The organism is Pseudomonas morbosilactucae, from assembly GCF_023241715.1.
In the GTDB taxonomy this organism is placed as follows: Bacteria; Pseudomonadota; Gammaproteobacteria; order Pseudomonadales; family Pseudomonadaceae; genus Aquipseudomonas; species Aquipseudomonas morbosilactucae.
In genome coordinates this window covers 1-15,173 of record NZ_JALQCW010000013.1, presented here as the reverse complement: position 1 = coordinate 15,173, position 15,173 = coordinate 1, and the positions used below count along the sequence as shown (strand labels likewise).

8 protein-coding genes and 5 pseudogenes are annotated in these 15,173 nt (G+C 62.0%); 7 read left to right on the top strand and 6 right to left on the bottom strand.

All coding sequences use genetic code 11. The annotated features are described in order from the left end of the window. Positions 1-248: 248 nt before the first annotated feature. Both M1B34_RS07125 and M1B34_RS07120 read left to right on the top strand, forming a co-directional pair. Positions 249-572 carry an SEL1-like repeat protein gene (locus tag M1B34_RS07125; RefSeq protein ID WP_123328372.1) on the top strand — a complete coding sequence of 108 codons (324 nt, stop codon included), beginning with the start codon at positions 249-251 and terminating at the stop codon, positions 570-572. A 175-nt stretch (positions 573-747) separates the two neighbouring features. Next, positions 748-2,114, top strand: a pseudogene (locus tag M1B34_RS07120) (DNA recombination protein RmuC). 17 nt (positions 2,115-2,131) lie between these two features. Here the strand turns inward: M1B34_RS07120 and M1B34_RS07115 are convergent. Further along, positions 2,132-5,601: pseudogene (locus M1B34_RS07115) on the bottom strand (hybrid sensor histidine kinase/response regulator). A 148-nt stretch (positions 5,602-5,749) separates the two neighbouring features. Next, positions 5,750-6,295 carry a TetR/AcrR family transcriptional regulator gene (locus M1B34_RS07110; RefSeq protein ID WP_123328369.1) on the bottom strand — a complete coding sequence of 182 codons (546 nt, stop codon included), beginning with the start codon at positions 6,293-6,295 and terminating at the stop codon, positions 5,750-5,752. 92 nt (positions 6,296-6,387) lie between these two features. Between M1B34_RS07110 and M1B34_RS07105 the strand changes: the two are divergent. Then, positions 6,388-7,592 (top strand): annotated as a pseudogene (locus M1B34_RS07105) (MFS transporter). A gap of 10 nt (positions 7,593-7,602) precedes the next feature. Here the strand turns inward: M1B34_RS07105 and M1B34_RS07100 are convergent. Continuing rightward, positions 7,603-8,577: a GlxA family transcriptional regulator gene (locus M1B34_RS07100; protein ID WP_268264748.1), complete on the bottom strand. Its 975-nt coding sequence runs from the start codon at positions 8,575-8,577 to the stop codon at positions 7,603-7,605. Positions 8,578-8,778: 201 nt separating this feature from the next. Here M1B34_RS07100 and M1B34_RS07095 point away from each other — a divergent pair, with 201 nt between their 5' ends. The 3 genes and pseudogenes from M1B34_RS07095 to M1B34_RS07085 all read left to right on the top strand — a co-directional run bounded on the left by M1B34_RS07095 (position 8,779) and on the right by M1B34_RS07085 (position 12,307). Then, a complete protein-coding gene (locus M1B34_RS07095) occupies positions 8,779-9,090 on the top strand; it encodes a cupin domain-containing protein (protein ID WP_123328366.1) in 312 nt (103 codons plus the stop codon). Positions 9,091-9,199: 109 nt separating this feature from the next. After that, positions 9,200-10,351 (top strand): TDT family transporter, encoded by a 1,152-nt coding sequence (locus tag M1B34_RS07090; protein ID WP_268264747.1) that lies wholly within the window; start codon positions 9,200-9,202, stop codon positions 10,349-10,351. Between the two features lie 82 nt (positions 10,352-10,433). Then, positions 10,434-12,307: pseudogene (locus tag M1B34_RS07085) on the top strand (MFS transporter). Positions 12,308-12,373: 66 nt separating this feature from the next. On the opposite strand, the gene sugE reads toward M1B34_RS07085, so the two are convergent. From sugE to rdgC, 3 genes are all read right to left on the bottom strand, one after another. Then, a complete protein-coding gene (gene sugE / locus M1B34_RS07080; protein WP_268264746.1) occupies positions 12,374-12,691 on the bottom strand; it encodes a quaternary ammonium compound efflux SMR transporter SugE in 318 nt (105 codons plus the stop codon). A gap of 118 nt (positions 12,692-12,809) precedes the next feature. Then, positions 12,810-13,775, bottom strand: coding sequence for a bile acid:sodium symporter family protein (locus M1B34_RS07075; RefSeq protein ID WP_268264745.1), 966 nt, complete (start codon positions 13,773-13,775; stop codon positions 12,810-12,812). A 134-nt stretch (positions 13,776-13,909) separates the two neighbouring features. Next, the gene (rdgC, locus tag M1B34_RS07070; protein ID WP_123328361.1) at positions 13,910-14,830 is read right to left on the bottom strand and encodes a recombination-associated protein RdgC; all 921 of its coding nucleotides are present in this window, start codon (positions 14,828-14,830) and stop codon (positions 13,910-13,912) included. A 159-nt stretch (positions 14,831-14,989) separates the two neighbouring features. Here rdgC and M1B34_RS07065 point away from each other — a divergent pair. Continuing rightward, positions 14,990-15,173: pseudogene (locus M1B34_RS07065) on the top strand (cation:dicarboxylate symporter family transporter); the annotation flags it as partial.

Genomic DNA, 15,173 nt, shown 5'->3' with positions numbered 1-15,173 from the left:
CGCTGAAAATTTAAGTCAATGAAAAACATCGGTTTTTTTTACTGGTGAAAAAATCGTCAGTTTGACTGGGGGGGCCGTATCTTGGGGCTTTGAGGGCGTTGTGGAGGGGTTGTCCACTGAGTTATCCACAGCTTCTGTGGATTGTCCCGAGCGCTTGCTCTAGCACGGGCGTACCGGCTTTTTCGGACTTTACCCCAGCGAAAAAAGGAGTAGAGTGGCGCGCCTTCCGATCTGCCCCACAGTGCTTTATGAAGTTTCGCTCAGTATCACCATCTGTTACCGCAACGCCGTCCAGTGTTACCGAACCCAAGCGTTTTTCCATGCGTGTGGCCATGTGGCTGCTCGACAGCCCGCGCCTGGGTGAAAACCCCAATATCAAGCATTTTGCCGGTCGCCTGCTCAAGCAGCCGGCGCGGGAAGGGGTGGTCGCGGCGCAAAGCCGTTTGGGCCAGTTGATGTGTCGCGAATGCGGCAATGCCCGGGACCGCCGGATTGGTCATGACTTGTTGCGCCAGGCTGCCCGAGCGGGTGATCGACGTGCCCAACGCGAGCTGGGCCAGCTCGAAGACTGAGCTGTCCAAGGCGGGACGGCTTGGTTAACCTTCACACCTCATTTCACGGGCGGGAGTCGCTATGGCTATGGACTTGACCAGCATCTTGCTCGGTCTGGCTGGGGCAGCGCTGCCCTTGTTGATGCTGGCCTGGCAACTGCAACGCCGAGTGAGTTCCCGCCAAACCGAGTTGTCGCTGCTGGAAGAGCGCCTGGCCACGGCGCTTCTGGCTCAGGAAGGGCTCGCAGCGCAGTTGGATGCCTGCCGTGATGAAGTCAGTGACCTGAGCCAGGCCAACACCTTGAAGCAAGCCGACCTGGCGGCGATCCGCCGTGAAGTCGAACTGCTGCAGATCGACCGCGACAATGCCCGCGATGCCGCTCATGCCTGGAACCTCGAACGTGCCAGCAAAGAGGCTGAGCTGCGGCGCCTGGATGCCCAGGCGCGGCGCTCAGTGCCGAATTGCGCGAGCAGCAGGACAGCCACCAGCAACGTTTGACTGACCTGCAAGGCTCACGGGACGAGCTGCGTGCCCAGTTCGCTGAATTGGCTGGCAAGATTTTCGATGAGCGCGAGCAGCGTTTCGCCGAAACCAGCCAGCAGCGCCTGGGACAATTGCTGGACCCGCTCAAGGAACGCATCCAGTCCTTTGAAAAACGAGTCGAGGAAAGCTACCAGTCCGAGGCCCGGGAGCGTTTTTCCCTGGCCAAGGAACTGGAGCGCCTGCAGCAGTTGAACCTGCGGCTGAGCGACGAGGCGACCAACCTCACCCGCGCCCTGAAAGGGCAGAAGACTCAAGGCAACTGGGGCGAGTTGATCCTGGAGCGGGTGCTGGAGCACGCCGGTCTGGAGAAGGGCCGTGAGTACCAGACCCAGGTCAGCCTCAAAGGTCCGGATGGCGAGCGCTTCCAGCCGGACGTGCTGATCATGTTGCCCGGTGACAAGCAGGTGGTGGTGGACTCCAAAGTCAGCCTGACGGCCTATCAGCAATACGTCAGTGCCGATGATCCGGCGGTTTCCCAGGCGGCCCTGAAACAGCACGTGCTGTCGTTGCGCAATCACGTGAAGGGCTTGTCGGGCAAGGACTACAAGCGTCTGGAAGGCTTGCACAGCCTGGATTTCGTGCTGCTGTTCGTGCCCATCGAGGCGGCGTTTTCGGCGGCGCTGCAGGCCGAGCCGAATCTGTTTCAGGAAGCGTTCGATCGGCACATCGTGATTGTCAGCCCAACGACCTTGTTGGCGACTTTGCGAGTGATCGACAGCCTGTGGAAGCAGGAGCGGCAAAGTCAGAACGCGCGGGAGATCGCCGAGCGTGCCGGCTGGCTGTACGACAAGTTCGTGCTGTTTATCCAGGACCTGGATGAGGTCGGCAATCGACTGCAGCAACTGGATAAGGCTTACAGCTCCGCACGAAATAAACTGACCGAAGGCCGCGGCAATCTCGTCAGTCGCAGTGAACAGCTCAAGTTGCTGGGCGCCCGTGCGAGCAAAAGCTTGCCCGCCGACCTGCTGGAACGGGCCATGACCGATGCCGATGGGCGCGAGCTCGAACTGCCGGAGTAAGCCGGCAGCGTAAACCCTCAGAGCGGCAGATGACGGCTCAACAGCGCCCGCAAGGCCGCCGGCTTCACCGGTTTGGCCAGGTAGTCGAGGCCCGCCGCGTGCACTTGAGCCACGGTTTCCGGATGCCCATCGGCGCTGATGACCACGCCGGGAACCGGCTCCCCGAGTTGGGTGCGTAGCCAAGCCATGATCTGGGTTCCGGTCTCGCCGTCGTCCAAGTGGTAATCCACCAGGGCCAGTTGCGGGCGAACGCCTTGGCTGAGGATCGCGGCACACTCTTCGCGATTGCGCGCGGTCCACACTTGGCAGCCCCAGCGGGTAAGCAAACTGTTCATGCCGATCAGGATGCTGTCTTCGTTATCCACACACAGCACCTGGCCGCCGTTGAGCGTCTGTCCCTTGGGCTGGACTGCTTTGCCCGGTGCTGCGTCGGGATTGAGCGCCAGAGGCACGCAGACACTGAACACACTGCCCTGGCCAGGCCATGAGCGCACTTGCAGCCCGTGGCCGAGTACACGGCACAGGCCGTCAGCGATCGCCAGGCCGAGCCCCAGGCCTTTTTCGGCACGGGTCTGGTGGCTGTCGAGGCGCTTGAACTCTTCAAAGATCACCTGCTGTTTATCCAGGGGTATCCCCGGTCCACGGTCCCAGACTTCCAGGCACAACTCTTCGCCACGACGACGCACCCCCAGCAGCACGGGGCCCTTGGCGTAGCGGAAGGCGTTGGTGAGGAAGTTTTGCAGGATCCGCCGCAGCAGCTTGATGTCGCTGTCGATCCGTAGGCGGCTGCCTCGCAGGCGGAATTTCAGGCCTTGCTCCTGGGCCTGGGCCTTGAACTCGGCACCCAGGGTGTCGAACAGGTCGTTGAGTACAAAGGGTTTGCGCTCCGGGGTGATCTTGCCGTTCTCCAGGCGCGAGATGTCCAGCAGGTCGCTGATCAAGTCCTCGGCTGAGCGCAGGGAACTGTCCAGGTGGTGCACCAGTTGCTGGGCTTCCGCCGACAGGCCGTCATCCTGATGGGAGAGGGCGGCGGAAAACAGCCGGGCGGCGTTCAAGGGTTGCATCAGGTCATGGCTGACCGCCGCGAGGAAGCGGGTCTTGGACTGGTTCGCCGCCTCGGCAGTGCCCTTGGCGTCGGTCAGGGCGGCATTGAGTTGGGACAGTTCATGGGTGCGTTCGGCCACCCGTTGTTCCAGGCCTTCATTGGCTTCGGTAAGGGCTTGTTCGGCCTCTCGGAACGGGGTGATGTCGGTGAAACTCATGACAAAACCGCCGCCGGGCATGGGATTGCCGATCAGTTCGATCACGCGGCCATTGGGAAACAGACGCTCGGAAGTGTGGGCCCGCCCTTGGCGCATCCAGTGCAGGCGCCGGGCCACGTGGACCTCGGCTTCCCCTGGGCCGCAGAGACCGCGCTCGGCGTTGTAGCGAATGATGTCGGCGATGGGCCGACCGACGCTGATCAGGCCTTCGGGGTAGTTGAAGAGCTCCAGGTAGCGGCGGTTCCAGGCCACCAGTTTCAGCGACTGATCGACCACGCTGATACCTTGGGTAATGTTTTCGATCGCCCCTTGCAGCAGGGCACGATTGAATTGCAGGACTTCCGAGGCTTCGTCGGCGATGCGCACCACATCTTCGAGCTGCATCTCCCGGCCTTCGATGGCGGCTTTGACCACGGCGCGGGTCGAGGAGGCGCCGAGCACGCCGGCCAGCAGCCGTTCGGTGTGGGCGATCCACTCGCCGTCGGCGTTCTGGTTCGGGTTGAAGCCCTTGCCTTGGCGGTAGGCGAAGCGGATGAAACTCTGGCGCGCCCGTTCTTCGCCGACGAAGCGCGCAGCGAGCTGCAGCAGATCGTCGATCTGCACCGCCAGCATCGAGCGGGAGTTGGGGCGGCCGCTGATTTCCTGGCCGATGAATCGACCGGCCTGCCAGTGCTCAGAGACTCGGGTTCGCGAGAGCACCGAGACCCAGGCGAACAGGGTGAAGTTACCCGCCAGGGACAACACCACGCCCTGGGTCAGTGGGGTAATGGGCAGGTTCAGGGGGTTGCCGTGGAGCCAGGCCAGGCCCGGGAAGCTGTCCAGGGACCAACCCAGGCTGTGGGCGGCAATCGGCAGGACCAGGGTGTAGAACCAGAGAAAAGTACCGGTCGCCAGGCCGGCGAAGACGCCGCGGCGGTTGGCCTGCTTCCAGTACAGCGCACCGAGCATGGCCGGTGCCAGTTGGGTTACGGCGGCAAAGGCGATCTGGCCGATGGTGGCCAGGCTGGCGGTGGAACCCAGCAGGCGATAGCTGACGTAGGCCAGCAACAGAATCACCACGATGCTGACCCGACGCACCGAGAGCATCCAGTGGCGGAACACTTCGAACGGGCGCTCGGCGTTTTTGCGCCGCAGCAGCCAGGGCAGCAGCATGTCATTGGAAACCATGGTCGACAGCGCCACGCTGGCCACGATCACCATGCCGGTAGCGGCCGAGGCGCCGCCGATAAATGCCAGCAGGGCCAGGGCCGGATGCGCCTGGGCCAGGGGCAGGCTGATGACGAACGAGTCCGGCAGCACACTGCTGGGCAGGAGCATTTGCCCGGCCAGGGCAATCGGCACCACAAACAGCGCGGCCAGGGCCAGGTAAGCGGGGAACACCCACTTGGCCAGGCGCAGGTCCTGGGGTTCGATGTTTTCGACCACGGTGACGTGAAACTGCCGGGGCAGGCAGATGATCGCCATCATCGCCACCCCGGTTTGCACCACCATGGAGGGCCAGTTGATGGTTTCCTTCCAGTATTGCTCCAGGCGCGGGGCGAGCATGGCCTGGCTGAACAGGTCGTCGAAGCCGTCGTACAGGCCGTAGGTGACAAAGGCGCCGACGGCGAGAAAGGCGAACAGCTTGACCAGGGATTCAAAGGCGATGGCGAGCACCATGCCGCGGTGGTGCTCGGTGGCGTCGAGGTTGCGGGTGCCGAAGACAATGGTGAACAGCGCCAGGATCAGCGAGACGATCAGTGCCGTGTCCTGGGCGCGGGTGCCCATGCGTCGGCGCCGGCCCCGATCAGCAGGTTGACCCCGAGCACGATGCCCTTGAGTTGCAGGGCAATGTACGGCAGCACCCCCACCAGGCAGATCAGCGCCACCACCACCGCCAGGGATTGGGATTTGCCATAGCGGGCGGCAATGAAGTCGGCGATGGAGGTGATGTTCTCCTGTTTGCTGATCATCACCATCTTCTGCAGGACCCATGGCGCGAACACCAGCAGCAGGATCGGGCCCAGGTAGATGGGGAGGAAGGCCCAGAGCTGTTCGGCGGCCTGGCCGACTGCGCCAAAGAAGGTCCAGCTGGTGCAATAGACAGCCAGGGACAGGCTGTAGACCCACGCGCGTACCCGAGGCGGCAAGGGCGCACTGCGACGGTCACCGTAGAAGGCGATGGCGAACATGATGGCCATATAGGCCAGGGCAACGGCGGCGATCAGCCCGCTGGACAACGACATGGTAGCTCCGAACAGAAGACGTCCGGGCGCGGCAGCCCGGTGCGACAGTCTGGCACGATGCGTGGGCGGCGTCAGTGTCGACCAAGGTATTGCGTGGCCAGGTGTCGCAGGCTCAAAAACGCCCTGCAGAGCTTGGTTTACCGGGTATTTATTCGGCCAGCGCCAGTTCGATCAGGGCGTGCAGTTCCTGCAGTTCCAGCGGGGTGCTGGCGAACAGGATGCGAAACACCGTGGGTGCCACCAGCAGGTTCAGCAGGCGGTCGACTGAGGGCAGGCCCGGTGCCGAGCCTTGATAGCGTTCGAGGATGATGTTCAGTTGCGCGCTGAGAATACTTACGCAGTAGCCGGGCGTGGCGCTGCATTGCACGTCGCGCATCATGTTGCGCCCGGGTTCGGAGCTCATTTCATCCAGGTATTGCTCGGCCCAGGCTTGCAGGTCGCCCCGCAGGCTGCCGGTATCGGCCGGCTCGCTGTCTGGGCGCATGCGCGCCAGGGCCACATCGGCCAGCAGCGCGGAGAGGTCGCCCCAACGTCGATAAATGGTCGAGGGGGTCACGCCTGCACGGGTGGCGATCTGGGGAACGGTCAGGGTCGAGCGCTCCTGCTCATCGAGGAGTTCAAGGACTGCCGCGTGGATGGATTCCTGGACCCGGGCGCTGCGGCCGCCAGGGCGTAAACCTTCTTTAATCGCCATGGGGCCGAACCTTAACACAAAGAATTTGCTTTAAGCGCAGGGCAGTAGCAGACTCCGCAAAAGCAAAATATTAGCTTTAGCGGAGCGTGCCCATGCCCAGTCCTACCGATATTCCCCAGCCCGGGCGCCACAGCCTGGTGTTTCTGGCCATCACCTTGCTCAGTTTTCTCGCGGCGTCCAGCGCGCCGACACCGCTGTATCACCTGTATCAAGAGCACCTGCAGTTCTCCTCTGCGACCTTGACCCTGATCTTCGGCGTCTACGCCATCAGCCTGCTGGCTGCCTTGCTGACGGTGGGCTCGCTGTCGGATTACCTGGGGCGGCGGCCGGTGATCTTTGTCGCCTTGCTCCTGAACATCCTGGCCATGCTGCTGTTTATCCATCAGGCCAGCGTGGCCTGGTTGCTGGCTGCGCGAATCATGCAAGGGTTCGCCACGGGCATGGCCACCAGTGTCCTGGGGGCGCCTTGCTCGACAGCGATCGTCGGCAAGGGCCGCTGATCAACAGTATTGCGCCGTTGCTGGGCATGGCCGTGGGTGCTTTGGGCGCCAGCGTGCTGGTGGAGTTTGCGCCGCTGCCGTTGCAACTGAGCTATTGGCTGCTGCTCGGTCTGTTTGTGGCCCAGGCGCTGTACGTCTGGCGCCTGCCGGAAAGTGTCAGCCCGCAACCCGGTGCGTGGGCCTCTTTGCGGCCCACGCTGCATGTGCCGCGGCAAGCGCGACGTGCTTTGTGGCTGGCCTTGCCGGTGGATGTGGCGGTCTGGGCTGTGGGTGGTTTTTATCTGTCCCTTGCGCCGTCCCTGGTGCGGGCGGCCACCGGCTCCACTTCTAACCTGATCGGCGGGGCGTTGGTGGCAGTGCTGACCCTGAGCGGGGCATTGATGATTTTTTCCTTGCGCCATCGCCCGGCTGATCAGGTGTTGCGCCTCGGTGCCGGCCTGTTGGCCTTGGGTGTGCTGCTGATTCTGGGGGCCGTGCAAGGCGCCAGTCTGCCGGTGTTTTTCTTTGGCACCCTGGTGCTGGGCAGTGGTTTTGGCGCGGGGTTTCTTGGCGCCTTGCGCAGTGTGGTGCCCCTGGCCTTGCCCCATGAGCGCGCCGGCCTGATGTCGGCCTTTTATGTCTTGAGTTACCTGGCGTTCTGCTTGCCGGCGCTGCTGGCGGGCAGCCTGACCCGCAGCTTTGGCCTGATTGCTACCACCTATGGTTATGGCGCCGTGTTGCTGGTGTTGTCCCTGGGGGCCTTGCTGGGGCTGTTGCGCCAACGCCCGGCCAAGGTTTGCGAGGCGGCTGGTGGTTGAGCAATAAGGCTCAGCGGCCCTGAAACTGTGCCCGGTAGGCTGAAGGGGAAAGCCGCAAGGCAGCGTTGAAATGCTGGCGCAGCGACAGGGCGCTGCCAAAACCCGAGGCCAGCGCAATCGCGTCGATGCTTTGCCGGCTGCTTTCCAGCAAGCGCTGGGCATGGCTCAGGCGCTGGCCAAGCAACCATTGGCCCACGGTGGTGCCGGTGAGCTGGCGAAAGTGTCGGGTGAATGAGCGTCGGCTCATGGCCACCCGCTGGGCCAGGGCGTCCAGCGAGTGAGGCTGGGTGAAATGCTGCCCCAGCCATTGCAGTAATTGCCCCATGCGGTCCTGCTCGCCGCTCGCGGGGATCGGGCGTTCGATAAATTGTGCTTGCCCGCCGCTGCGATGGGGCGCGATCACCAGGCGACGCGCGACGTTGTGGGTGCTGTGCGCGCCGCATAGTTGCTGCATCAGGTACAGGCAGCAATCCAGCCCGGCCGCGGTGCCGGCGGAGGTCAGCAGAGTGCCGGATTCGGCATACAGCACCTCGGCGTCCAGCAGCACCTTGGGGTATTTCGCGGCAAAGGCCTGGGCCCAGTTCCAATGGGTGGTGGCCTGGCAACCATCGAGCAGCCCGGTTTCCGCCAACACAAACGCCCCCAGGCACAACCCCACCAGGCGTGCACCGCGACGGTGGGCGGCGCAAAGGGCGTCGAGCAATGGCTGGGGCGGTCGCTCCAGGGTGTCACGCCAAGAGGGCATGATCACCACGTCGGCGTCCTGCAATTGCTCCAGACCATGGTGAACCTGGATGTCGAAGCCGGCGCTGGTGTGCAGTGGTCCGGATTCAAAGCTGCACACTCGGAGCTGGAAGCGCGGCATGTCGGCGCCTTGATGCTGTTCGTCGAAGACCAGGGTAGGCACTGAAAGGTGAAACGGGCTGATGCCGTTGAAGGCAATCACGGCGACGCGGATAAGGGAATCGGCGGGGACGGTGGTCATGGGCAGGGACAGGGGGCCGGGTCAATGAATTGGCCTGATTCTATCGAAGAATGTCTATCGGGCCACTTATTAAAATCCTTGGCCACGATCACGATGAGCACTCGCTGACTTCTATCGGGTATTCACCATGCAGGCCGCTGTCTGTCTTCCTTTGTCACCCCCCTGGATCGCACGCTCACACCGGTTGGCCGGAGGTGGGGCATGAAGGTGATTCGCAGTCGGGAGTTCACGGGGGAGCGGGCCTGGGCGGCCCTGGATATAGCCAGCATGAACGGCATCAGCACGCGCCTGCACTGGACCGACGAGCCCTACCAATGGCACATCAACGATGGCCAGGAAGTGTTCGTGGTGCTCGATGGTCGGGTGCAGATGCGCTATCGCCAAGAGGGCCGGGAGCAGGCGCAGTGGCTGGAAGTGGGGGATATTTTCTACGCAGGGCCGGGCACCGAGCATGTGGCCTATCCCCAGGGCGTAGCGCGGGTCCTGGTGATTGAGACCGAAGGCAGCGTCTAGGATGGGTTATATCTGTAAAACAGATAACAGTTAGAGAGATTACCCGTTATATAGATATTCGATTCGGTTCTAGGATGGCTCCACCTCTTCCGAGGACAGGAGACGCACCATGACTTGCCCCAATCGTGTCAACGCCGGCCTTCGGCCGTTGAGCCATCTGCAGCACCCGCGAGAAGCCATTCGCCAATTCACCCCTAACTGGTTCGCTGCCACCATGGGCACCGGGGTCCTGGCCTTGGCGTTGGTCCAATTGCCCTTGCAGGCTCCCGGCCTGCGGGTGCTGGCCGAGGGGCTATGGTGGTTGACGATTGCCCTGTTCCTGCTGTTTTCCACTTTGTATGGCGCCCGTTGGTTGTTGTTCTTTGATGAGGCACGGCGGATTTTTGGCCACTCCACGGTCTCGATGTTCTTCGGCACCATCCCCATGGGCCTGGCGACCATCATCAATGGTTTTCTGTTGTTCGGGTTGCCGCGCTGGGGGCAGGGCGTAGTCCCTCTGGTGGAGGCGCTTTGGTGGCTGGATGTGGCAATGGCCGTGGCCTGTGGGGTGTTGATCCCGTTCATGATGTTCACCCGTCAGGAGCACAGCATTGATCAGATGACCGCCGTCTGGCTGTTGCCGGTGGTCGCCGCCGAGGTGGCGGCAGCCAGTGGTGGATTGCTCGCGCCCCATTTGCCGGACGTTCATTCACAGTTCGTAGTGTTGGTCACCAGTTACGTGTTGTGGGCTTTTTCCCTGCCGGTGGCTTTCAGCATCCTGACCATCCTCTTGCTGCGCATGGCGCTGCACAAGTTGCCCCATGAAAACATGGCGGCCTCGAGTTGGCTGGCGCTGGGGCCGATCGGTACCGGGGCGCTGGGCATGTTGTTGCTGGGCAGTGACGCGCCCCAGGTGTTTTCCGCCAATGGCTTGCCTGGCGTGGGCGAGATTGCCGCCGGGCTGGGCCTTGTGGCCGGTATCACCTTATGGGGCTTCGGCTTGTGGTGGATGTTGATCGCCGTGCTGATCACCTTGCGTTACCTGCGCGGCGGGATTCCCTTCAACCTCGGTTGGTGGGGGTTCACCTTCCCCCTGGGTGTCTACGCCCTGGCCACGCTGAAACTGGCCAGCACCCTGCACCTGATGTTTTTCAGTGTCTTTGGCAGCGTGTTGGTCCTGGCCCTGGGGCTGCTGTGGCTGGTGGTGGCCAAGCGCACTCTGCAAGGGGCCTATAAAGGCGAGTTGTTTGTGTCGCCGTGCATTGCCGGGTTAGGGAAATAATCGTTAAAGGTAGGTAAGGTGTGGCCTGGATCGACGAACGACATTCCAATTACAGCATCCACGCCACTCAGGGACATGGAAGATGAGTCACCCTTCGCAGTTCACCTTGCTTCGCACGCGGCGTTTCCTGCCGTTTTTCATCACCCAATCCCTTGGTGCGTTCAACGACAACATCTTCAAGCAATCGTTGATCCTCGCCATCCTCTACAAGCTGAGTATCGAAGGCGACCGTTCAATCTGGGTCAACCTCTGCGCCTTGTTGTTTATCCTGCCGTTTTTCCTGTTCTCGGCCCTGGCCGGGCAATTTGGCGAAAAGTTCGCCAAGGACGCGCTGATTCGCCTGATCAAGCTCGGCGAGATCGCGATCATGGCGGTGGGCGCGGTGGGGTTCGTCTTTGATCACCTGTCGCTGATGCTGGTGGCGTTGTTTGCCATGGGTACCCACTCGGCGCTGTTCGGGCCGGTCAAGTATTCGATCCTGCCCCAGGCCCTGCACGAAGAGGAGTTGGTAGGCGGCAATGGTCTGGTGGAAATGGGCACCTTCCTGGCGATCCTGGCCGGTACCATCGGCGCGGGCATCATGATGTCCTCGGCTCACTACGCGCCGATCGTTTCCACGGCCATTATCGGCGTCGCTGTGCTGGGCTACCTGGCCAGCCGCAGCATCCCCCGAGCTACGGCGGCGACCCCGGAAATGCGCCTGAACTGGAACATCTTCAGCCAGTCCTGGGCGACCTTGCGCCTGGGCTTGGGGCAAACCCCGGCGGTGTCGCGCTCGATTGTCGGCAACTCCTGGTTCTGGTTTGTCGGGGCAATCTACCTGACCCAGATCCCGGCCTATGCCAAGGAGTGGATGCACGGCGACGAGACCGTGGTGACCCTTATTCTGACTGTGTTCTCGGTGGGCATTGCCGCCGGCTCCATGCTGTGCGAGCGGCTGTCGGGGCGCAAAGTGGAAATCGGCCTGGTGCCGTTTGGCTCATTCGGCCTGACGGTGTTCGGTCTCCTGCTGTGGTGGCATTCGGGGGGGATTCCGGTCAGCGCCGAAGGCCATAGCTGGCTTCAGGTGCTGACTTTCGGCCATGCGTGGTGGGTGCTGTTCGATGTGCTGGGGCTGGGGATTTTCGGCGGCTTCTACATCGTGCCGCTGTATGCCCTGATTCAGTCGCGTACCCCGGAGAACGAGCGGGCCCGGGTGATCGCCGCCAACAACATTCTCAATGCGTTGTTCATGGTGGTCTCGGCGATTGTTTCGATCGTCTTGCTGAGCATGGCCAAGCTGACGATTCCCCATCTGTTCCTGGTGGTGTCGCTGCTCAACATCGCGGTCAACGTCTACATCTTCAAGGTCTGCCCGAGTTCAGCATGCGCTTCATGATCTGGCTGCTCAGCCATTCCATGTACCGCGTCGAGCACCGCAACCTGGAGCAGATTCCCGATGAAGGTGCGGCCTTACTGGTGTGCAACCACGTGTCCTTTGTCGATGCCTTGCTGATCGGTGGCGCGGTGCGTCGGCCGATTCGCTTCGTGATGTATTACAAGATCTACAACCTGCCGGTGCTGAACTTCATCTTCCGCACCGCCGGGACCATTCCCATTGCCGGGCGTCATGAAGACATCCAGATCTACGAAAAAGCCTTCCAACGGATTGCCCAGTACCTGCAGGACGGCGAACTGGTGTGCATCTTCCCTGAAGGCAAGCTGACCGTGGACGGTGAGATCAATGAGTTCAAGGGCGGGCTGACACGGATCCTCCAGGAAACACCGGTGCCGGTGATTCCCCTGGCGTTGCAAGGTTTGTGGGGCAGTTTCTTCAGCCGTGATCCGGCCAAGGGGCTGTTCCATCGCATCTGGTCGCGAGTGACCCTGGTGGCCGGCCCTGCGGTCGCTGTGGAAGCGGCCGAACCTGCGCAGTTGCAAGCGCTGGTGGGCGAGTTGCGGGGTAATGCTCGCTAGGCTGTTTGTGACGGATACAAAAACGCCCGCAAGATTGCGGGCGTTTTTATGTTCGCTGGCTGAGCGTCAACTGGCGCTGACTTTCAGCCCTACTAGGCCGACGATGATCAGTGCCACGCTGGCCAGGCGCATCAGCGCCATGGACTCGCCGAACAGAATGATCCCGGCGATGACCGTGCCGATGGCGCCGACCCCGGTCCAGATGGCGTAGGCGGTGCCCAGGGGCAGGTCGCGCATCGCCAGGCCCAGCAAGCCGAGGCTGATGGCCATGGCAATGATGGTCAGGGCCGTGGGCAGCGGGCGGGTAAAACCGTCGGTGTACTTCAGGCCGATGGCCCAGCCCACTTCAAACAAGCCAGCAAAAAACAGAATGATCCAGGACATAAAGACCTCATCAATTGACGGGGCCGTCCCCAACATGAAATGACTCGATCGAGCCGCAAGGTCGTCCTCGCGATGCGCAGTGTAGTGCTCGCGGCTAACCGAGTGGTCAACTTTTTACTCAGTCGGCGGCTGGGTGTGTTTCCAGTTTTTTCTCGGCGTTCTCACTCATCCGGCGGAAGTACGTGGAGAGCAAGGCCCCGGAAATATTGTGCCAAACGCTGAACAGGGCGCTGGGCACCGCCGCCAATGGCGAGAAGTGAGCGCTGGCCAGGGCGGCACCCAAACCGGAGTTTTGCATACCGACTTCCAGGGCCAGGGACTTGCGCTGGGCCAGGGGCAGCTTGAACACCCGGCCAGTGAAGTAGCCCAGCAGGTAGCCAAAGCTGTTGTGCAGCATCACCACGGCCATGATCAGCAGGCCGGACTCGGCGATCTTCGCCTGGCTGGCGGCCACCACGGCGGTGACGATGATGACGATGCTCACCACCGAGATCAGCGGCAGCACATCCACCGCGTGACGCACCCGCGCGCCGAGCAGCCGTTGAGCCAGCACGCCGAGCACGATTGGCAGCAGCACCACTTGCAGAATCGACCAGAACAGCTCCATGAACGATACCGGCAACCAGGCCGAGGCCAGCAGCCAGATCAGCGCCGGCGTCAACAATGGAGCCAGCAGGGTGGTAACGGCGGCGATGGCCACAGACAGCGCGAGATCACCCCGGGCCAGCCAGGTCATCACGTTGGATGACGTGCCGCTTGGGCAGCAGCCCACCAGGATCACCCCGACAGCGATTTCCGGTGGCAGATGAAAAGCCTGGCACAGCAACCAGGCGACGCCCGGCATGATCACGAAGTGCGCGACCACGCCCAAGGCTACGCGCCAGGGGTGGCGGGCCACCTCGGCGAAATCTTCAAGTTTCAGGGTCAGCCCCATGCCGAACATCACCAGCCCCAGCAGCGGCACGATGGCGCCCTTGAGGCCGACGAACCAGTTGGGCTGGAGGAAGGCGACCACCGCGAAAATCAGTACCCAGTAAGCGAAGGTGTTGCCGACGAAGCGGCTCAATGCAGCCAATGCGCGCATGACCTGTTCCTTGTTATGTGAAAACGCCACCCAAGGCAGGTGGCGTCTATCGGTAGAAGCTGTAGGCACTGGCTTGCCAGCGATCCAGGCGACAAGGTCTCTCTTCATCGCAGGCAAGTCAGCCCAGCAGGTTCTCAGATCCCTTGGGGCGTTTCTTCGCCACCCAGGGCTTCAACCAACGCCGGCAAGAAGTCGCCGAAGGTCAGCATCATCAGGGTGAAGCTGGCATCCAGTTGGCCGAGGGCTTCATCGCCACCGTCCTGTTCCGCCTGATCCTGCAGCAGGTCTTCGAACTTCAGGCGCTTGACCACCATCTTGTCGTCGAGCATGAAGGACAGTTTGTCCTGCCAGGCCAGGGACAGTTGGGTGACCACTTTGCCGGTGCTCAGGTGCAGCTGGATTTCTTCGCCGGTCAGGTCCTGGCGTTTGCAGCGCACGATGCCGCCGTCTTCATGGGTATCACGCAGCTCGCACTCGTCGAGGACGAAGAAGTCGTCGGCGGCTTTTTGGGTTTTCACCCAGTCGGTCATGATCGCTGTAGGGGCGGTCTTGACCGTCAGCGGACGGACCGGCAGGGTGCCGAGCACTTCGCGCAGGGTGGACAGCAGGTCTTCGGCGCGTTTCGGGCTGGCGGAGTTGACCAGGATCAGGCCTTGTTTAGGGGCAATCGCAGCGAAGGTAGAAGAACGGCGAATAAAGGCACGGGGCAAGAAGGCCTGGATGATTTCATCCTTGATCTGGTCGCGCTCCTTCTTATAGACCTTGCGCATTTGTTCGGCTTCGATCTCTTCGACCTTCTCCTTGACCGCGTCACGTACCACGCTGCCAGGCAGGATGCGCTCCTCTTTGCGTGCGGCGATGAGCAGGAAGTCCTGGCTGACATGCACCAGAGGCGCATCTTCGCCTTTGCCGAACGGTGCAACGAAACCGTAGGTGGTCAACTCCTGGCTTGCACATGGACGCGCCAGTTTGGTGGCCAGTGCAGTTTCCAGCGCCTCAGCATCAACGGCTAGATCTTGGGTCAGGCGATAGATAAGCAGGTTTTTGAACCACATGGGGTGAATCTCTCCTTTATACAAAGGAGGGCATTATTCTCTTCGCGGCAGCTCAGGCCAACCCTTCGCTAAGCCTTTGGAAGGCCTGAAAAAATTATTATAAAAAGTGCTTGCCAGAGTAGGGGCTGCTCCGTAGAATGCGCGCCACACCGAACGTTCGTCTTTATCGCCAACGCCACCGGCACGCCGTTGTCGATGTCCGACCTGCTGACCATCTTGCTGGTGTCGCTGATCACCTCCAAAGGCGCACACGGTATTCCCGGTTCGGCCCTGGTGATCCTGGCAGCGACCCTGACCGCGATCCCGGCCATTCCGGTGGTGGGCCTGGTGCTGGTGCTGGCGG